Genomic DNA, 18,584 nt, shown 5'->3' with positions numbered 1-18,584 from the left:
ACATTATTTGTTTTTTATTTCTTGAATATACTGCTCAATAAATCTCGCTGTTTTCTCTGTACCCAAACGCACACTGTCAACACACAAATCATAATCCTGAGCATTACCCCATGTCAACTCCGTATAATATTTGTGATAAGCCTCACGGCACTCATCTGTATGTTCTACGAAATCCTTGGCATCCGCAAAAGAAATATGTTGTTCCTGTTGAACTGCATCCACACGCTCATCAAGACCTCCTTTCAAGAAGAGCGATACCAGATCCTTGCGCTCTCTGAAAATATAATTACCACATCTTCCAATGATGATACAGTCCTCATCTCCTATCATTGCAGCAAGAGCATGCAATGGCTTTTCCGTCAAGTCTCGTCTATTCTCTCCAAAAGAAGAAATGGCAAAGAGCAACTCATCGACAGGACGTTCATCAAAAAAAGATTCCATCTCATCAAGCATACCTCTTTTGTCAGCCATCTCCAGCAAGTTTTTACGAGTATAAAAAGGAATACCATAATGCTTTGAAAGCAACTTACCAACATTTGCAGCACCACAACCGCACTGCCTTGCTATTGTTATTATCATACTGAAAACTATTTAGTGTATCAATTTACATATAACAAAAAAGCTAAGAAGAAAATTCTTCTTAGCCTTATTGTCGGGGCGACAGGATTCGAACCTGCGACCACCTGGTCCCAAACCAGGAGCGCTACCGGGCTGCGCTACACCCCGTAAATACAATGTATAAATGAACTAAGAATAAGTCGGGGCGACAGGATTCGAACCTGCGACCACCTGGTCCCAAACCAGGAGCGCTACCGGGCTGCGCTACACCCCGTTTATATTCTTTTTGGCTCATCTTGTACACAGTATCAACTGCATTTCTGATTTGCGGTTGCAAAGGTAGTACTATTTTTTGATTCCACCAAATTTTTCATTAACTTTTTTCCAAAAATGCCACAAAAAAAGAACATCTAAGCAATCATAGACAGGAGCAACAGCCCTCTACACACAACAACAATATGATTTACAGAACATCCTCGTAGTTTCATACTAAAAGAAAAAGTTGCATTTCCACGAATAAAACGTGAGAAATGCAACTTTTATTTTAGCTTAATGTACTGACTCGATTACTTAACCTTGTCAACGATAGCCTTGAAAGCCTCAGGGTTGTTTACAGCGAGGTCAGCGAGAACCTTACGGTTAATCTCGATACCTGCCTTGTGCAGAGCACCCATCAACTGGCTATAGCTCATGTTCTCAAGACGCGCAGCTGCGTTGATACGCTGAATCCACAATGCGCGGAAGTTACGCTTCTTGTTACGACGGTCACGATAAGCGTAGGTAAGACCCTTCTCCCAAGTGTTCTTAGCTACTGTCCATACATTCTTGCGAGCTCCATAATAACCCTTAGTGAGCTTCAAGATTTTTGTTCTTTTTGCTTTAGATGCAACGTGATTTACTGATCTTGGCATAATTTTCTTTCTTTAAAAGTTCGACTAAAAAGTTAATAATTAACGAAGGCAGAGCAAGTCGCGTACCTGCTTCAGATTTGAACGATCTACGAGAGTCTCACCAAGGAGGTTTCTCTTCTGCTTCTTTGTCTTCTTAGTCAAGATGTGACTGTGATAAGCGTGATGACGCTTGATCTTACCTGTACCGGTGAAACGGAATCTCTTCTTTGCGCCGGAATTAGTCTTTACTTTTGGCATTTTTACTTTTAATTTAAATTGTTATTTATTTAACGGATGGCAACGCATATACCACGGCGTTACGCATCTCTTTTTTCTCTATTAATCCTCGTTGTTCTCTGCGAGTTTCTTCAGGGCATCACCACCCTTAGCGTTGGCAAGCAAACCATTCTTCTCTGCATTGGCATCACGTTCTGCCTGTGCAGCAGCCTTGGCTTCAGCCTCACGCTTCTCACGATCCATTTTCTGCTGGCTCTTCTTGGCTACACCAGCCTTCTTTGGACTGAGATAGAGGAACATCTTCTTACCTTCAAGCTTAGGCATTTGCTCTACCTTGCCATACTCTTCCAAGTCGTTGGCAAAACGAAGCAAAAGAACTTCACCCTGCTCCTTGAAAAGGATGCTTCGACCACGGAAGAACACATAGGCTCTCACCTTGTTACCTTCGTTAAGGAAGTCTTGTGCGTGCTTCAACTTGAACTGATAGTCATGCTCATCAGTCTGAGGTCCGAAACGAATCTCCTTAGTCTCTACCTTCACCTGCTTCTGCTTCATTTCCTTTGCATGCTTCTTCTGCTGGTAAAGGAACTTAGAATAGTCGACTATACGACAAACAGGTGGCTGTGCATTTGGAGAAATCTCCACGAGGTCTACTCCTTCTTGGCGAGCCATATCAAGGGCTTTGCGTGTTGGCATCACTTCAGATCCGCCTTCACTCACTACTCTTACTTCACGTACGCGTATCTGTTCATTTACGCGATACTGATTTTTCATTTTGTCATTCTTCATTAACTATTCTAATGTCAATTTTTTATTAAACGGCTGCAAAGTTACGATTTTTTAGTCAACTCTCCAAATTTTCAAAGAGTTATTTTTAATTTTTGCCACATATTTTGCTGCTGGTAATAAAAAAATCACGCAAAATTCACTTACAAGGCTTGTTTTAGGGATCGCAGATTTCGCAGATGTCGTAGTCTTTTCATTCTTGCGATATTCTTAAGCATTAAGTATATTGTAGCAATGAGGTTCCCGTCATCTATGAAACAACAAGTATTTCCCTAAAAAAAATCACGCAGATTACCCAAACTACGCCGATTTTCCGAGTACCCAAACAAAGAATACCCAAAGAAAATTCTGCGAAATCTGCGAAATCTGCGTGACTAATATATATATCAGCTTGAAAAGACCTACTCCTCAGCAGCCTTCAACTGCTCTGCTACCTCAGCATTGATGCGCTGAGCAAACTCTTCCATTGACATGGTAGCCTGCTCGCCACCACCCTGCTTACGCATAGAAACCAAACCCTCAGCGCTTTCCTTCTCACCTACGATAACCATATAAGGAACTCGCTTCAACTCGTTGTCACGAATCTTACGGCCAATCTTCTCGTTACGGTCATCTACCAAAGCACGAACGCCCTGCTTGTCGAAGTACTGACGTACCTTCTGGGCATAATCGTTGAACTTCTCTGAGATAGGGAGAATAGCAACCTGGTCTGGAGTCAACCACAATGGGAAGTGACCGGCTGTATGCTCGATGAGAACGGCTGTAAAACGCTCCAATGAACCGAATGGTGCACGGTGGATCATCACAGGAGTCTTCTTTGAGTTATCCTCGGCTGTATACTCCAGCTTAAAGCGCTCTGGCAAGTTGTAATCCACCTGGATGGTACCCAACTGCCAGCGACGACCGATGGCATCCTTCACCATGAAGTCGAGCTTAGGACCATAGAAGGCAGCCTCGCCAACCTCCTCATGAGTCTCAAGACCCTTCTCCTTGCAAGCCTCGCGGATAGCGTTCTCACTCTCTTCCCAAATCTCATCAGAACCGATATACTTCTCTGTATCTTTAGGATCGCGGAGAGAAATCTGTGCCTCGTAGTTCTCGAAACCGAAAATCTTGAATACCTTCAAGATTACGTCGATTACGTTCTCGAACTCAGACTTCACCTGATCTGAACGGACGAAGATGTGTGCATCATCCTGAGTAAATGTACGGACACGAGTCAAACCGTGGAGCTCACCGCTCTTCTCATAGCGGAATACGGTACCAAACTCTGCGATACGCAAAGGAAGATCCTTGTAAGAACGAGGCTTACGAGCGTAGACCTCGCAGTGGTGAGGACAGTTCATTGGCTTGAGCATATACTCCTCATCCTCCTCAGGAGTCTGGATAGGCTGGAACGCATCCTTGCCATAGTGAGCATAGTGACCAGATGTCACATAGAGGCTCTTGCCACCAATACCTGGACAGATAACCTCCTGATAGTTATAAGGCTTCAGGAGAGAACGGAGCAACTCCTGCAGACGCAGACGGAGCTGTGTACCCTTTGGCAACCAAATAGGAAGACCCTTACCTACACGCTCTGAGAACATGAAGAGTTCCATCTCCTTACCGATCTTACGGTGGTCGCGCTTCTTAGCCTCTTCGAGAACCACGAGGTACTCATCGAGCATCTTCTTCTTAGGGAAGCTGATACCGTAGATACGGGTCATCTGCTCACGCTTGGCATCACCGCGCCAGAAAGCACCAGCCACACTTGTAATCTTCACGGCCTTGATAAGACCAGTGCTCATCAAGTGAGGACCACGGCAGAGGTCGGTGAAGTTACCTTGGGTATATGTGGTGATAGTGCCATCCTCCAAGTCCTGTTCGATGTGCTCACACTTGTATTCCTGACCGTCAGCCTTGAACTCAGCGAGCGCATCAGCCTTAGAAACCTCCTTACGAACCACAGGCTCGTTCTTCTTGGCAAGCTCCATCATCTTAGCCTCAATCTTAGCGAAGTCATTCTCAGAAATCACCTGACCCTCAGCTGGCATCACGTCATAGAAGAAGCCACTCTCTACGGCTGGACCGAAACCAAACTGAATACCAGGATAAAGCTCCTGAAGAGCTTCAGCGAGCAAGTGTGCAGAAGTATGCCAGAATGTGTGCTTACCCTGCTCATCCTCAAACTTATAGAGTTCTACATTAGCATCCTCATTGATAGGACGGTTCAACTCTACTGTCTCACCATTTACACCGCAAGATACAACGTTGCGAGCGAGAGCCGGTGAGATACTCTCGGCGATTTGTAAACCAGTTACGCCCTGCTCATACTCACGAACAGATCCGTCTGGGAATGTGATTTTTACCATAACAACTTAGTATTTTTATTAAATCAAATGCAAAAGTAATGCTTTTTTGCATACGACGCACATATTTTTCCAACTTTTTTTTGTTCTGACTATTTTTTATTGTATTTTTGCAGACAGGAAACATTTATTTTCACCATCTCTACACTAAAAGAGGAGGTAGAAACAAAAAAATGCATAACCCTACAGTAAGTTTAAGGAATAAAAAGATTAAAAGTACAAGATATGGCGGCAGCTCGGATTTTGATCATATACACAGGAGGAACCATCGGCATGGGAAAAAATGTCGAGACTGGTATTCTTGAGCCTCTTGACTTCAACCATTTAGTTTCCTCAATGCCCGAATTCCAGCTCATACAAGCCGACATCGATGTACGTAAATTCGACCCACCTATCGACTCCAGTGATATGGATCCTATGCGGTGGGCAGAATTAGTAGGACTGATAGCCAATAATTACGAAGAATATGACGGTTTTGTCATCCTGCATGGAACCGACACCATGGCCTATACAGCATCAGCCCTTTCCTTTATGTTGGAAAACCTCACCAAACCTGTCATCCTCACAGGAAGCCAGCTGCCTATTGGTGAGTTGCGAACCGACGGAAAGGAGAACCTCATGACTGCTATAGAATTGGCTTCGATGAAGAACAAGGAAGGAAGACCTATGGTTCCAGAGGTATGCATCTTCTTTAATGGCAGACTGCTGCGAGGCAACCGAGCCATCAAGATTAATGCGGAAGGTTTTCATGCCTTCGACTCCTTCAACCATCCCCATCTCTGCGATGTGGGCATCAACTTCTCCTTCCACGACCATCACATCCTGACGCCAGACTATGACAAGCCTATGGTTCCACACCTGAAGCTCGATCCGAACGTCATCGTCTTCAGTCTCTTTCCAGGCATACAGGATGCCATCGTGCGTCATGTACTGGAGTCACCTACTCTACGAGGCATTGTGATGCGAACTTACGGCTCGGGCAATGCTCCTCAGGCACCTTGGATTATGCGTCTGCTCGACCAGGCAGCCCATCGTGGTGTCAACATCATCAATATCAGTCAATGTCTTACGGGAAGTGTGGAAATGAGCAGATACGGAGCCGGCTTCCAGCTAAAGATAGCCCACGTTATCAGTGGACGCGACAGTACCGTGGAAGCAGCTGTCACCAAGCTGATGTACCTGCAAGGCCGATACAGCGACAACAAGATAGTACGTGAGAAGTTACAACAATCGCTTGCGGGTGAAATCACACTATAAACCAATGTTCCCTAAGAAGCTATATATAAAAAGATATAGGCTTTGTGGATTATATATAATATAATGTGTAGGCGAAGTGCCTATATATAAAGTATAGAATAGAAAGAACAATATATGCTAAGACGCATTCTACTTTTCATCACACTGGTACTTGCCATGGCTTTCGGAAGCTATGGAGAGAGCCATGCTGCGCCTGTCACTAAAGACAGACTGCAGAAAGTAGAAGAGCATAAGCCTCAACAACAGGCGGTACTTACCGATTCGAGCAACATTTATCGCATCTGTAACGCCCGACCACAGAGAGTGATACCATGCTGGGCTTCCGAAACATCAACGCCCAACAAGCTACCACTCAAGAATCATTTTTATCATTTTCTTTTAACCACCTACCGTGGACACGAGCGCCAGGAATCGGCGCCTATCCACTTTGATGTTGCAAGCAAATATTATGTCATTTGCCTGCGGCATCTTCTTTGCTGACACTTGCCTGTACAAAAAGAATCACGAGTTTTTCCTTTTCGGGAAGTCATCAAGCTCACTGTTTACCTATGTTCGAAGACGGGCATAGGACTGGTGAGTTATATCAAATTCAAAAAACAGACAATATATAAACAACTTAAATTATGGCAAGTATCAACCATTTGGAAATGTGCGACCAACTGAAGGCGCTTCCAGAAATCGAAATAAAGAAAACATGCTTCGGACTTTTCACTCAGGCTGTCTATAAACCTTCACAGAGTGTCATCAAAGTTAACCAGAATGAATACTCGGTAGAAGTAGGCGGACAATTAGAAAAACTGCTCAATGGCGGCAACAACACCATTATGGAACAGCGCAACAAGGGCAAGAAGTACAGCAAGAGCGATATGGGCAACATGCGATTGGACACCTGCATCTCTAAAGACCGTCAGTTTGTAGGAGCCCAGCTGCTTCGCTTTGTCGACTTCAGCTACAAACCTGTTACCGACATGGTGGTTTACGAAGGAAAGACGGCAGAAGCCTTTGCCGAACTTTTCGATTAAGTCTGAGTAAAGAGCAAAGACCTCACAATGGGATAGCTGAAAAAGCACCCAAAGTACAACAATAAACCCAGGGCTTTCCGCCCTGGGTTATTTCTTTTACTCAACTTTCGCAAAATATCAGAATAATGCAATAGGCTTCAACTGCTTACGAAGCCGCTTTCATTGTTCTACGCAATAGGCTTTATTGACTATCGAAGCCGCTTTCATTTTCCGAAGCTTTTCTATTCAAAACCGAAGGGTGTGGTTTAACGTGATAACTTCTTTAACTTCTACAACTTCTAAACTTGCTAAAGTTCAGTCTTTTATACAAAATAAGAACTGCAGGCAACTTCTCAGTCACCCGCAGTATAAATAAGAGATACTATAGAGGTATTACCTCCATAACTAAAAACCTGTCTATTCCAAGTTCAAGCTCTTCTTGATAGCCTCTATCTTCTCCATAGCAGCTGCTGTACAACGGTTGTAACAACCAGCACACTTGAAGGAAGGATCCTTCACCTCAATATAGAACTTGATTTTTGGCTCTGTACCTGAAGGACGAACACTTACCTTAGTATTGTCATCACAGAACCACTGCAACACATTGCTTGTTGTAGGCATGTTGAGTTTCTCCACACTGCCGTCAGCATGCTTTTCTTCCAATGTCTGATAGTCTTTCCAGGTAACCACCTTGCTGCCACCCAACTCCTTTGGAGCGTTGGCACGGAAGTCACTCATCATCTGCTTAATCTCGTCAGCACCAGTCTTGCCAGGGCGAACCACGTTGACCGTGAACTCCTTACTGAAGCCATACTCTGCATAAATCTGCATCAAGAGGTCGTAGAGAGTCTTGCCCTGATCCTTAGCCCATGCTGCAATCTCGCAAATCAGGCAGATAGAAGCAGGAGCATCCTTATCGCGTACCTTGTCGTATGGCAAGAAACCAAAGCTCTCCTCACCACCACCGATATACTGCTGCTTGCCCTCAGAGATAGCGATCTCGCGTGCAATCCACTTGAAGCCAGTGTAGCAGTCGCGCAACTCTACGTTGTTCTTCTTGGCAATCTCAGCGATAACCTCTGTAGTTACGATGGTCTTCACGAGGAAGTCTGTTGGCTTCAACTTGCCCAACTTCTTCTTGTTCTCGATGATGTAGTAGCAGAACATCATGCAGGTCTGGTTACCGTTGATAATCATCCACTCACCCTTATCGTCACGGCAAACGATAGCCAGACGGTCAGCATCAGGGTCGGTAGCAACCACGAGGTCAGCATTCAACTTAGTACCGAGCTTCATGCCAAGGGTCATAGCCTCTGCATTCTCTGGGTTAGGAGAAACCACTGTTGGGAAGTTACCATCTACAACCATCTGCTCAGGAACTACATTGATATTCTGGAAGCCCCAAGAACGCAGACAGAGAGGAACGATGACACGACCTGTACCGTGCATAGCTGAATAAACGATGTTGAGGTCTTTCTGACGGTTGATGACATCCTGGTCGATCATAGCAGAATGAACGGCTGTCATGTAGTCGTAATCCATCTCACCACCGATAATCTTGATCTTATCCCAGTTAGCCTCAAACTTCACCTGGTCGATAGAAACCTTGTTCACCTCTTCAATGATACCTGTATCATGAGGAGCCAGAACCTGAGCACCGTCGCTCCAGTAAGCCTTGTAACCGTTGTACTCCTTAGGGTTGTGAGAAGCTGTTACGTTGACACCAGCCTTAGCACCCAACTCGCGGATAGCGAAAGAAATCTCTGGTGTAGGACGGAGGCTCTCGAAGAGATAAGCCTTGATGCCATTGGCAGAGAAAATGGCAGCTACGGTCTCAGCGAAGAGACGAGAGTTGTTACGACAGTCGTGACCTACCACTACAGAAAGGTTCTCCTCACCTGGGAAAGCCTTGAGGATGTAGTTAGCAAAGCCCTGGGTAGCCATACCAACGATATACTTGTTCATACGATTGGTACCAGCGCCCATGATTCCACGCAAGCCACCTGTACCAAACTCCAAGTTCTGATAGAATGCATCAACGAGAGCAGACTTGTCCTCTGCGTCGAGCATTGCCTTTACTTCCTTACGGGTTTCTTCATCGAATGAAGGTGTGAGCCACTGCTGAGCTCTTTCTTCACACTGCTTAATTAATTCTGTGTTATTAGCCATAGTTAATGGTATTATATAATTGTTATTTTAGTTCTTTTTGCAAAGATATATAAAATATCCGAGAAACAAAAGCAAGATTGAAGATTTTTTTGTATTTTTGCATTCTAAAATATATTTGGTCATCTTTTGGACAAGATTGTACCATTTTCAGTAACAATAAAAATATTAAACATGGAATTACATTTCACAGGCATCATCATTGCCGTCAGCACATTTCTCATTATAGGACTCTTCCACCCTATTGTCATCAAGACCGAATACTACACAGGCACCCGCTACTGGTGGGTATTTCTCGTTCTGGGATTAGCCACCATCGCTGCGGCATTCCTGATAGAGGACATTCTTCTGTCGGCTATTCATGGCGTCTTGGGAGCCTCCAGTCTTTGGAGCATCGGTGAGCTCTTCGAGCAGAAACAACGTTGCGAGAAGGGATGGTTTCCTAAAAATCCCAAGCGCATCGGCAAGGGTTATTATAAGGATGAGGTGAAGGACGAAGAACGAAAGTAAAAGACGGAAAATGAAGACAGAACTCATACTGGTGGGCAAAACCATCAACAAGCATTTCATTGCTGGCATCAAAGATTATGCCGAGCGTATCACCCATTACATGCCTTTCACCATCACCACCATTCCCGAACTCAAAAACACAAAGAGTCTGAGTGAACAGCAACAGAAAGAGCGCGAAGGCGAACTGATACTGAAACAGCTGCAGCCTTCTGACACAGTAGTGCTGATGGACGAACATGGACAGGAGTTTCGCAGCATCGAGTTTGCCAAATGGATAGAGCGCAAGCAGGCTACTTCACGAAGACTCGTCTTCGTCATTGGTGGTCCGTATGGATTCTCTCAGGCGGTATACGACCGTGCCAACGAGAAGATTTCGCTATCCAAGATGACCTTCTCCCATCAGATGGTAAGACTTATCTTCACCGAAGCCCTCTATCGGGCATGCACTATTATAAAAGGAGAGCCATATCATCATGAATAAAGGTAGAAAGGTAAAAAGATAAAAAGGTAGAAAGGTAAAAAGGGTAAAAAGGAGGAAATAAAAAAAGTTACTAAATGGCTAAAGAAAAATATATTGAGATCAAAGGAGCCAGGGCCAACAACCTGAAGAATATCGACATCAAGATTCCTCAGGGCAAGTTTGTTGCCATAACAGGCGTATCGGGCTCGGGCAAGTCGTCATTGGCTTTCGACACTCTTTATGCCGAAGGCCAGCGTCGCTATGTAGAGTCATTGTCAAGCTATGCCCGCCAGTTCTTGGGCAGAATGAGCAAACCCGAATGTGATTTCATCAAAGGCTTGCCGCCAGCTATTGCCATCGAGCAGAAAGTCATCTCGCGCAATCCGCGCTCCACAGTAGGAACCACTACCGAGATCTACGAATACCTGCGCCTGCTCTATGCACGCATAGGAAGAACCTTCTCACCCATCAGCGGCGAGGAGGTGAAGCGACATACCACTGAAGACGTCCTGGCCTGCACCCGACAGTATTCTCCTGGCACCAAGTTTGTGATTCTTGCCCCTATCCATGTGGCAGAAGGACGCACTCTTGACCGCCAGTTGGAGATGTATCTGCAGGAAGGTTACTCGCGCATCTTGGTGAAAGATGAGTTCGTACGTATCGAGGACTTCGACGGAAAAGCCGAAGCTCAGGACATCTACCTTGTTATCGACCGCTCGTCGGTAAGCGAGGAGAAGAGCGACATCAGCCGACTCACCGACTCTACTGAGACTGCCTTCTATGAGGGCGATGGTGCCTGCCGCCTTCTGTTCCTTCCCAGCCATATCTGCTACGACTTCTCTACCCGCTTCGAGGCAGACGGCATCACCTTCGAAGATCCTTCCGACAATATGTTTGCCTTCAACTCTCCCTTAGGTGCTTGTCCTACCTGTGAGGGCTTCGGAAGTGTGATAGGTATCGACGAGAAACTCGTCATCCCCAACACCTCAATGAGTGTGTATGATGGGTGCGTGGTTTGCTGGCGTGGCGAGAAGATGGGCATGTGGCAGAAAGAGTTCATCCGCCGTGCAGCACAATACGATTTCCCAATCTTCGAGCCTTACTTTAATCTTACACAGAAACAGAAGGATATGCTCTGGCACGGATTGCCTTGCGACCGCAAAAAGGACATCCACGAGCAGGTGAGTATCGATGCCTTCTTCCAGATGGTGAAAGAGAACCAGTACAAAATACAATACCGCGTGATGCTGAGCCGTTTCCGTGGCAAGACGGTTTGTCCCGACTGCCATGGCACACGACTCAAGAAGGAAGCCACCTATGTGAAGATAGGCGGAAGAAGCATTACCGAACTGGTGGAAATGTCGATTACCAATCTGAAGGCTTGGTTCGACAAGTTGGAGCTTACAGAACACGAGCAGAGCATCGGCAAACGACTGCTTACCGAAATCAACAACCGTCTGCAGTTCCTGCTCGATGTAGGATTGGGTTACCTCACCTTAGGCCGACTCAGCAATAGTCTGTCGGGTGGTGAGAGCCAACGCATCAACCTGACCACGAGCCTGGGTTCTTCGCTCGTGGGCAGTGTGTACATCCTCGACGAGCCAAGTATCGGACTGCACAGCCGTGACACCGACCGCCTCATCAAGGTACTTCGCGAACTGCAACAGTTGGGCAACACCGTGGTTGTCGTGGAACACGATGAGGAAATCATGCGGGCTGCCGACTATCTCATAGATATAGGTCCCGATGCAGGACGCTTAGGTGGCGAGGTGGTCTATGCCGGACCTTCCTCCGAGTACGATACTACCGACAAGGCCGCCCAACAGAAACTGTTGGACCGCTACCCCAAGAGCTACACCATACGCTACCTCACCCACGACGAGGAGATAGAATGTCCTGCCTCACAAAGGGCATGGAACATGAGCATCACCATCCGAGGGGCTCGCATGAACAACCTGCGAGGCATTGATGTGGAGATACCTCTCAATGTCTTTACAGTAGTGACAGGTGTGTCGGGCTCGGGCAAGTCGTCGCTCATCAAGGGCATACTCTACCCTGCCCTCCGCCGCCGACTCGACCTCGTGGCTGATGCTCCTGGCGAGTTTGCCTCATTGGAAGGCGACTGGAAGAGCATCCGACACATCGAGTTTGTCGACCAGAACCCTATAGGCAAGAGTACACGCAGCAATCCTGCCACTTATCTGAAAGCCTACGATGCCATCCGCACGCTCTTTGCCGCCCAACCTTTGGCTAAACAGATGGGCTTTACAGCACAGTATTTCTCTTTTAATACCGAAGGCGGACGATGCGAGGAATGCAAGGGTGCCGGATATGTCACCATCGAGATGCAGTTTATGGCAGACCTCACTCTTACCTGCGAAGCCTGCCACGGCAAACGCTTCAAGCACGATATACTGGACGTGAGATATGGAGGAAAGGACATCAACGATGTGCTCAACATGACAGTGAACGAAGCCATCGAGTTCTTTAGCGATGAGAAAAATGCACATAGCGACAACGACTTCGACCAGTGCCGCATCATCGTACGAAAACTTCTGCCTCTGCAGGAAGTGGGCCTGGGCTATATCAAGCTCGGTCAGAGCTCAAGCACCCTGTCAGGAGGTGAGAACCAGCGTGTCAAACTCGCCTACTTCATCGGCAAGGAGGAACAGGAGCCCACACTCTTCATCTTCGACGAGCCTACCACCGGTCTTCACTTCCATGACATCCGACGTCTGCTCCATGCCTTCAACGCCCTGATAGAGCGCGGACACTCACTGGTGGTTATCGAGCACAACCTCGATGTCATCAAGTGTGCCGACTATATCATAGACTTAGGCCCCGACGGAGGAGACAAGGGTGGCAACCTGGTAGCCTGCGGTACACCTCAGCAAGTGGCAGCCTGCCCAAGCAGCATCACAGGTCAATTCCTGAAGAAATATCTGCCAAAATAAGGCGAAAAGCTATTAAACTGAGGTAAATACGCCACAAGAGATGCTAAAAGATGTAAAAAATTAGAGACATACTAAACTTTATGTGTAATTTTGCATCCAAAACTTAAAAGAACAGAAAACGTTACATTTTTAAAAAAGAAAGAAAATGAAAAAGTTTGTACTCTTTATATGTATGACAGTTTGCTGCGCTCTGAGCGCCAACGCACAGGCTCAAATCAAGTTTGACAAGCAGACTCACAACTTTGGCTCATTCCCTGAGACAGAGAAGATCCACAAGGCTACCTTTACCTTTACCAATGTAGGCGACAAGCCTCTTATCATCAATCAGGCATTGGCAAGCTGCGGCTGCACCGTACCCAAGTACACCAAGGCTCCTATAGCTCCTGGTCAGAAGGGCCAGATTGAGGTAACTTACAAAAGCGACGGCACATGGCCCGGCCACTTCAAGAAGAGCATCACCGTACGTACCAACGGCACTGTAGAGATGACTCGTCTGTATATAGAAGGTGTCATGACCGAAGTCAAGAAGTAGTAATGATATTCTATTTCTCAGGAACAGGAAATACTCGCTGGGCCGCCATTCAGATTGGGGCTGCCACGCAAGAACGACTGATCAACATAGCCGACTATTCCGACTATCTTTCAGCCGATAAAGACATCGAGCCGTTCGCCTTGAAAGAAGGTGAACGGCTTGGTTTCGTTTTCCCCGTTCATGGCTGGAGAGTGCCAAGACTGGTGCGTTCGTTCATCAGTCGACTGAGACTGAAACCCTTCGGCGATGGTATTTCTCCTGACAGCAAACCTTTCTCCTATGCAGTATGCACGGCAGGCGACAGCATCGGAAAGACCATCGACACACTCAACAAAAGTCTGCAAGCCAACCATCAGTTGCAAGCAATGGGCATCAGCCAGCCCGACTCGGCTTATTCGCTCATCATGCCGGAGTCGTATGTGGGCTTGCCATTCATGGATGTAGATCCTTCCGAGAAGGAGAAGCGCAAGAAGGAGAAGGCAGCACAACAGCTGAAAGCCATCTGCGAAGACCTGAGAGAGCGAAAGACCGGCATTAGCCATCTGACGGAAGGTCCGCTTCCTTGGTTCTTCACCCACATAGTAGGAGGATTCTTCGAGCATGTGCTCATCACCGACAAGCGATTCCACGTCGTGGAAGAGCGATGCGTGAAGTGCGGCATCTGTGCCAACGTCTGCCCTGTGGGCGACATCTCTGGAGGCAAAGGCAAGAAGCCGGTATGGCTCCACCACGACGACTGCCTCACCTGTTTCTCTTGCTATCATCATTGTCCGCACCATGCCATCGAGTTTGGCAGACAGACACAGAAGAAGGGACAATATTATTATAAATAGGTGTAACTGTCTATCACCTACCAAAACTTGAATAATAACTAAATAATTCTATAGACAAATGAAGAAGATTTTACTTAGCATCACATTTGCTCTGATGGGTATCGCAAGCGGATTTGCGGCAAAAGCATACTCAGGCATTGTCACTGTCACACAGAGCGACGGAACAGAATTAAACGTCAGAATATATGGCGACGAACATTTCAATTGGATCACCACAGAGGATGGAGTTCTTCTTGTACAAGAAGGAAACAACTACTATATTGCAGAAACTACCTCATACGGCGCATTGAAAGCAACAAACTATATTGCCCACAATGCCAACAAACGTGTGCCTGCAGAAATCAAAGCCATCAAAAAGCAAGACCTTTCACGCTTTAGAAGTTATGCCATTCAAAAGGCATCACCAGCAAAAGCAATGGGTACCGGAAACAGCGGAGTGAAGTATTTCCCACATAGTGGCAGTCCAAAGGCATTGGTTATTCTGGTTGAGTTTTCTGACACACCCTTCCAAAGTGGAGAGAAAGCCAAGAATGTATTTGAGCACTTCCTTAAAGGAAAGACTGAGGACAACTTACCCGATGGGTATGAAGCTTATACAGGCTCTTACGCAAAAGCATATTTCCGCAACAAAGGAAGTGTTTCAGACTATTTCTACGACATGAGTAAGGGTGCATACACTCCACAGTTTGATGTCGTAGGTCCTTATAAACTCAATCAGCCTTCTCTTTACTATGGAGAAGGTGAACACGACAACACCTCTGCCCTTGTCAGCGATGCCTGTAAAGCTGCCGATAAAGATGTTGACTTTTCACAATATGATGCAGACGGTGATGGAATGGTAGACCTCGTATATATCATCTATGCAGGTTATCCTGCCAGCATGTCGGGCAATCCAAATGACATTTGGCCAAAGTCAGGACCAGGTGATGGCAGTTTCGGAACCTATGACGGCAAAAAGGTCTGCAGATTTGGAGTTCATGCAGAACTCAACTTTGGACGGGAATTGAACCAAAAGAACGGTTTCTTACTGAGCGGAATCGGACTGTTCTGCCATGAATTCTCTCACACGCTCGGTCTGCCCGACCTTTACCCTACTGTTGACGCATCAAAAGTAGACAACCAAAACCCAGAAATGTGGGATTTGATGGATGGAGGAGAATATACTTATAATGGCGGCTACTGCCCTACTCCTTATTCACCTTGGGAAATGGATGCCATGGGATGGGCTACACCTATAGAACTGAGCGATGAAAAGCAGACTGTTACTCTCAAATCATACGGCAAAGAAAGGATAGCTTATAAAATAAAGGGAGAAAACAATGAGTACCTCTTGTTACAAAACATCCAGATAGGCGGATGGTGGACAGGTGTAGCATATGTTTACAAAACAGGTATGTTGGTTTGGCGAATTGACTATAACAACGAAGATGTCAACCTCTTTGATAACCCCAATAATACTTTAGGCAAGCCAAAAGTTATGATTGTTCCAGCTGATGGTTATGTAATCTCTGACTACAACCATGGTGATGGCAAACAATGGACAGACGATCAGTACAAGGAAAGTCTCCAAGGCGATCCTTTCCCAGGTGCTACAAATAAGACCGAACTTTTGAGTGTCGTACTCAACAACAGCACATTAAAGAAGCCTTTCTATAATATCAAGGAAGAAAATGGAGTCATCACCTTCGACTATCTTGATAATATCAGCGCCATCCAGCTCCCATCTGTTGATGAAACTGATATGACTACAAAGCAAATCTTCTCCCTCGATGGCCGTTACCTCGGCAATGATGCAAGCAAATTGACGAAGGGAATCTACATCATCGGCAAGAAGAAAGTGGTGATAAAATAAGGCAATTTTAAGGAAGCGCAGGCATCCATTCTGATGATGCGCTTCTATGAGACTTAACGAAGCGCTTTATTTAGTGTTAACGAAGCGCTTCTTTAGGTCATGTACTTAACGACAGTCTGCAACACTCTTCGACATTCTCCTAAATTGTATTTTGTATCTTTGCACACTTTGTTTTTTACCGACTATTTTTAGTTCGTAATCATGCTGATTCACGAGGCGCAAAGCGATAAGACTCCAGTTATCTTCGTGTTCAATTTTTTTTAATACGGATTCCACAAAAATGCCTACTTATGGCACAATTGTGCCCTGCGAATAGCAATTCTACGGCATAGGGAAATAATTCGACCTGTATGGTTGAAATTACCAATACGCCCTGAAAGGGCAGAAGCTCTTAGCCCAGGGCAACGCCCTGGGTATAATAGCAATCAGCAAGGCGCCCTGTAAGGGCAAAAGCTTTAAGTTTTGTCTGGAGTTTTAAAGCTTTTGCCCTTACAGGGCGTAGGCTTGTATATCATTAAAACCCAGGGCGTTGCCCTGGGCTAAGAGCTTCTGCCCTTTCAGGGCGTGCGGCTTCTAAGAGTTTTTTCCTATTAGGGTATTTCAATCGTACAGCTCGAAATAATATGTTAAACTCCGCTTTCTCAGTCGCTAAAGCGGAGTTTATTATTAGCTGCACGTTATATTTCTTGCTGTAAAACAAGAATAAGACAGCAAGAATACTTTTGCATAAATATTCACAGCCATAGCTTAGTTAACTATGAAAAAAAAATTTCATAGTTAGGAAAAAATATTTTCCCAGTTAGGCGGATTAAAAAACCTAACTGGGAAACGTTTTTTTGGCTATTACCGTATGAATATACAGCATAAAAATACAGACAAATTACTAAGCTTCTATTTCTTTCACCAAACCTTCCACATAGCGGCACAGAATATTGATACCCTTCACATTCTCACCGCCCTCAGGAATAATAATGTCGGCATAGCGCTTAGTAGGTTCAATAAACTGCTCGTGCATGGGCTTGAGCACTTTCAGATAGCGGTCGACGACCATAGAGACCGTACGTCCGCGGTCGATAGTATCGCGCTGAATGTTTCTGATTAGCCGCTCGTCGGGATCAGCATCCACAAAAACCTTTAGATCCATCAAATCGCGTAACTTCTTGTTGAGCAGCGTCATAATACCCTCTATGATAATGACAGGCTTGGGCTCTACATGTATCGTCTCTGCCTCACGATTACACTTGAGGTAACTGTAGGTAGGCTGCTCGATAGCCTTTCCGTTACGCAAATCGTTGAGTTGCTTGTGCAACAATTTCCAGTCGAAAGCATCAGGATGGTCGAAGTTGATGGCATGACGCTCTTCGTCTGTCATGCCCGTTGTGTCGTTATAGTAAGAATCAAGAGGCACTACAGCCACAAAGTGAGGAGGCAAAGCCTCAACAATTTTTCTCACTACCGTGGTTTTGCCCGAGCCGGTTCCTCCGGCTATACCGATGATGGTTATTTTGTCTTTATCCATAGTTTTAATTTTTATTGAACTTTATCAGGTTCTGAAGTTATAGAAATTAAAAGAGCTACTCTTTGGCAGCACATACACTTAGAGCACATCTTCGAACATTTTGCGATAATATTCAGCCTTCTTTTCCACGGCTAAGGGATAAGCCCTGCTGCTGCTCGGCATGCGATAGAGTCTGAGAATACGTCCATCGAAAACGAACTCCACATAGCCTCCCATAGGCGGAGTGGCTGTAATGCCGTAATGCTCGGAGAAGATGCGGGTGGCCAACTGTCCTGCAGTAAGCACAGCCCTGCATTGGGGCAATGCTCTGAGCATACCATCAAGGTCGGAGGGTTCCACCACCTGTAGGTCTTTGTCTGAAGCCGTATTCTTGGTACGTATCACCTTCTGAGCCGTGTCGTAGATAGCCACACCTTTTTCCTGCAGAAAACTCTTCAGTTCTGCCTCACGATAGCGTTTGTTCTCTGCGTCGACAAAATGAAGTTTATCTGCGAAGAAGATAAGCCCGAAGATGCGCCACATATCGTTCTGATAGTTAGGATAATACCAAGGAATGCACCAGCGCTTGGGCGAAGGCGGGAAAGTGCCGAGCATCAGTAGATGGGCATTCGATGGCAGCCACGGCTCAAAAGGATGATTTTCTATCATTTTTTACCTTTTTACTTTTTTTATCTTTTT

General features: G+C 45.8%; 17 protein-coding genes and 2 tRNA genes. 9 read left to right on the top strand and 10 right to left on the bottom strand.

The genetic code is table 11. The annotated features are described in order from the left end of the window. Window positions 1-3: 3 nt before the first annotated feature. The 7 genes from P3T48_RS04330 to thrS all read right to left on the bottom strand — a co-directional run bounded on the left by P3T48_RS04330 (window position 4) and on the right by thrS (window position 4,825). Window positions 4-579 carry a cytidylate kinase-like family protein gene (locus P3T48_RS04330; protein ID WP_022251610.1) on the bottom strand — a complete coding sequence of 192 codons (576 nt, stop codon included), beginning with the start codon at window positions 577-579 and terminating at the stop codon, window positions 4-6. A 73-nt stretch (window positions 580-652) separates the two neighbouring features. Further along, window positions 653-726 (bottom strand) — tRNA-Pro (locus P3T48_RS04325). Window positions 727-758: 32 nt separating this feature from the next. Further along, window positions 759-832: transfer RNA gene (locus tag P3T48_RS04320), tRNA-Pro, on the bottom strand. 292 nt (window positions 833-1,124) lie between these two features. Further along, the gene (gene rplT, locus P3T48_RS04315) at window positions 1,125-1,469 is read right to left on the bottom strand and encodes a 50S ribosomal protein L20 (RefSeq protein ID WP_022111350.1); all 345 of its coding nucleotides are present in this window, start codon (window positions 1,467-1,469) and stop codon (window positions 1,125-1,127) included. Window positions 1,470-1,508: 39 nt separating this feature from the next. Next, window positions 1,509-1,706: a 50S ribosomal protein L35 gene (gene rpmI, locus P3T48_RS04310; protein WP_022111351.1), complete on the bottom strand. Its 198-nt coding sequence runs from the start codon at window positions 1,704-1,706 to the stop codon at window positions 1,509-1,511. Between the two features lie 81 nt (window positions 1,707-1,787). Then, entirely contained in the window at window positions 1,788-2,474 is a 687-nt protein-coding gene (gene infC / locus P3T48_RS04305) for a translation initiation factor IF-3 (protein ID WP_158463938.1), read from the bottom strand. A gap of 398 nt (window positions 2,475-2,872) precedes the next feature. Next, window positions 2,873-4,825 carry a threonine--tRNA ligase gene (thrS, locus tag P3T48_RS04300; RefSeq protein WP_276505780.1) on the bottom strand — a complete coding sequence of 651 codons (1,953 nt, stop codon included), beginning with the start codon at window positions 4,823-4,825 and terminating at the stop codon, window positions 2,873-2,875. A gap of 222 nt (window positions 4,826-5,047) precedes the next feature. On the opposite strand from thrS, the gene P3T48_RS04295 reads away from it, so the two are divergent. The 3 genes from P3T48_RS04295 (at window position 5,048) to P3T48_RS04285 (ending at window position 7,101) form a co-directional block, all read left to right on the top strand. Next, a complete protein-coding gene (locus P3T48_RS04295) occupies window positions 5,048-6,079 on the top strand; it encodes an asparaginase (protein ID WP_158463936.1) in 1,032 nt (343 codons plus the stop codon). 114 nt (window positions 6,080-6,193) lie between these two features. Further along, window positions 6,194-6,559 (top strand): hypothetical protein, encoded by a 366-nt coding sequence (locus P3T48_RS04290; RefSeq protein WP_158463935.1) that lies wholly within the window; start codon window positions 6,194-6,196, stop codon window positions 6,557-6,559. Window positions 6,560-6,702: 143 nt separating this feature from the next. Beyond that, window positions 6,703-7,101, top strand: a complete 399-nt coding sequence (locus P3T48_RS04285; RefSeq protein WP_022251725.1) for a hypothetical protein — start codon at window positions 6,703-6,705, stop codon at window positions 7,099-7,101. Window positions 7,102-7,497: 396 nt separating this feature from the next. On the opposite strand, the gene P3T48_RS04280 is transcribed toward P3T48_RS04285, so the two are convergent. After that, on the bottom strand, window positions 7,498-9,249 hold the full coding sequence (locus P3T48_RS04280; protein ID WP_276505779.1) for a phospho-sugar mutase: 1,752 nt from the start codon (window positions 9,247-9,249) through the stop codon (window positions 7,498-7,500). Between the two features lie 171 nt (window positions 9,250-9,420). On the opposite strand from P3T48_RS04280, the gene P3T48_RS04275 reads away from it, so the two are divergent. The 6 genes from P3T48_RS04275 to P3T48_RS04250 all read left to right on the top strand — a co-directional run bounded on the left by P3T48_RS04275 (window position 9,421) and on the right by P3T48_RS04250 (window position 16,387). Next, complete coding sequence (locus P3T48_RS04275) at window positions 9,421-9,756, top strand: DUF4491 family protein (RefSeq protein ID WP_276505778.1); 336 nt, start codon at window positions 9,421-9,423, stop codon at window positions 9,754-9,756. A gap of 10 nt (window positions 9,757-9,766) precedes the next feature. Then, window positions 9,767-10,237 (top strand): 23S rRNA (pseudouridine(1915)-N(3))-methyltransferase RlmH, encoded by a 471-nt coding sequence (rlmH, locus tag P3T48_RS04270; RefSeq protein WP_022252854.1) that lies wholly within the window; start codon window positions 9,767-9,769, stop codon window positions 10,235-10,237. Window positions 10,238-10,311: 74 nt separating this feature from the next. Further along, window positions 10,312-13,170 (top strand): excinuclease ABC subunit UvrA, encoded by a 2,859-nt coding sequence (gene uvrA / locus P3T48_RS04265; RefSeq protein WP_276505777.1) that lies wholly within the window; start codon window positions 10,312-10,314, stop codon window positions 13,168-13,170. A 145-nt stretch (window positions 13,171-13,315) separates the two neighbouring features. Next, window positions 13,316-13,702: a DUF1573 domain-containing protein gene (locus P3T48_RS04260; protein WP_276505776.1), complete on the top strand. Its 387-nt coding sequence runs from the start codon at window positions 13,316-13,318 to the stop codon at window positions 13,700-13,702. 2 nt (window positions 13,703-13,704) lie between these two features. Then, window positions 13,705-14,535, top strand: a complete 831-nt coding sequence (locus P3T48_RS04255) for an EFR1 family ferrodoxin (RefSeq protein ID WP_276505775.1) — start codon at window positions 13,705-13,707, stop codon at window positions 14,533-14,535. A gap of 58 nt (window positions 14,536-14,593) precedes the next feature. Further along, window positions 14,594-16,387: a M6 family metalloprotease domain-containing protein gene (locus tag P3T48_RS04250; protein ID WP_276505774.1), complete on the top strand. Its 1,794-nt coding sequence runs from the start codon at window positions 14,594-14,596 to the stop codon at window positions 16,385-16,387. Window positions 16,388-17,270: 883 nt separating this feature from the next. Here P3T48_RS04250 and udk read toward each other — a convergent pair. Both udk and P3T48_RS04240 read right to left on the bottom strand, forming a co-directional pair. Then, the gene (udk, locus tag P3T48_RS04245) at window positions 17,271-17,906 is read right to left on the bottom strand and encodes a uridine kinase (RefSeq protein ID WP_022252736.1); all 636 of its coding nucleotides are present in this window, start codon (window positions 17,904-17,906) and stop codon (window positions 17,271-17,273) included. Between the two features lie 78 nt (window positions 17,907-17,984). Continuing rightward, window positions 17,985-18,554: a uracil-DNA glycosylase family protein gene (locus tag P3T48_RS04240; RefSeq protein ID WP_276505773.1), complete on the bottom strand. Its 570-nt coding sequence runs from the start codon at window positions 18,552-18,554 to the stop codon at window positions 17,985-17,987. Window positions 18,555-18,584 lie beyond the last annotated feature (30 nt).

It is taken from the genome of Segatella intestinalis (genome assembly GCF_029348455.1).
Lineage (GTDB): Bacteria > Bacteroidota > Bacteroidia > Bacteroidales > Bacteroidaceae > Prevotella.
The sequence above is the reverse complement of the archived record's forward strand: the minus strand, read 5'-3'. Positions and strand labels throughout refer to the sequence as shown.

Excerpts from the sequence above, each read along its gene's own strand:
- P3T48_RS04330 (WP_022251610.1), bottom strand. The coding sequence starts at position 579 with ATGATAATAACAATAGCAAGGCAGTGCGGTTGTGGTGCTGCAAATGTT.
- rplT (WP_022111350.1), bottom strand. The coding sequence starts at position 1,469 with ATGCCAAGATCAGTAAATCACGTTGCATCTAAAGCAAAAAGAACAAAA.
- rpmI (WP_022111351.1), bottom strand. The coding sequence starts at position 1,706 with ATGCCAAAAGTAAAGACTAATTCCGGCGCAAAGAAGAGATTCCGTTTC.
- infC (WP_158463938.1), bottom strand. The coding sequence starts at position 2,474 with ATGAAGAATGACAAAATGAAAAATCAGTATCGCGTAAATGAACAGATA.
- thrS (WP_276505780.1), bottom strand. The coding sequence starts at position 4,825 with ATGGTAAAAATCACATTCCCAGACGGATCTGTTCGTGAGTATGAGCAG.
- P3T48_RS04295 (WP_158463936.1), top strand. The coding sequence starts at position 5,048 with ATGGCGGCAGCTCGGATTTTGATCATATACACAGGAGGAACCATCGGC.
- P3T48_RS04290 (WP_158463935.1), top strand. The coding sequence starts at position 6,194 with ATGCTAAGACGCATTCTACTTTTCATCACACTGGTACTTGCCATGGCT.
- P3T48_RS04285 (WP_022251725.1), top strand. The coding sequence starts at position 6,703 with ATGGCAAGTATCAACCATTTGGAAATGTGCGACCAACTGAAGGCGCTT.
- P3T48_RS04280 (WP_276505779.1), bottom strand. The coding sequence starts at position 9,249 with ATGGCTAATAACACAGAATTAATTAAGCAGTGTGAAGAAAGAGCTCAG.
- P3T48_RS04275 (WP_276505778.1), top strand. The coding sequence starts at position 9,421 with ATGGAATTACATTTCACAGGCATCATCATTGCCGTCAGCACATTTCTC.
- rlmH (WP_022252854.1), top strand. The coding sequence starts at position 9,767 with ATGAAGACAGAACTCATACTGGTGGGCAAAACCATCAACAAGCATTTC.
- uvrA (WP_276505777.1), top strand. The coding sequence starts at position 10,312 with ATGGCTAAAGAAAAATATATTGAGATCAAAGGAGCCAGGGCCAACAAC.
- P3T48_RS04260 (WP_276505776.1), top strand. The coding sequence starts at position 13,316 with ATGAAAAAGTTTGTACTCTTTATATGTATGACAGTTTGCTGCGCTCTG.
- P3T48_RS04255 (WP_276505775.1), top strand. The coding sequence starts at position 13,705 with ATGATATTCTATTTCTCAGGAACAGGAAATACTCGCTGGGCCGCCATT.
- P3T48_RS04250 (WP_276505774.1), top strand. The coding sequence starts at position 14,594 with ATGAAGAAGATTTTACTTAGCATCACATTTGCTCTGATGGGTATCGCA.
- udk (WP_022252736.1), bottom strand. The coding sequence starts at position 17,906 with ATGGATAAAGACAAAATAACCATCATCGGTATAGCCGGAGGAACCGGC.
- P3T48_RS04240 (WP_276505773.1), bottom strand. The coding sequence starts at position 18,554 with ATGATAGAAAATCATCCTTTTGAGCCGTGGCTGCCATCGAATGCCCAT.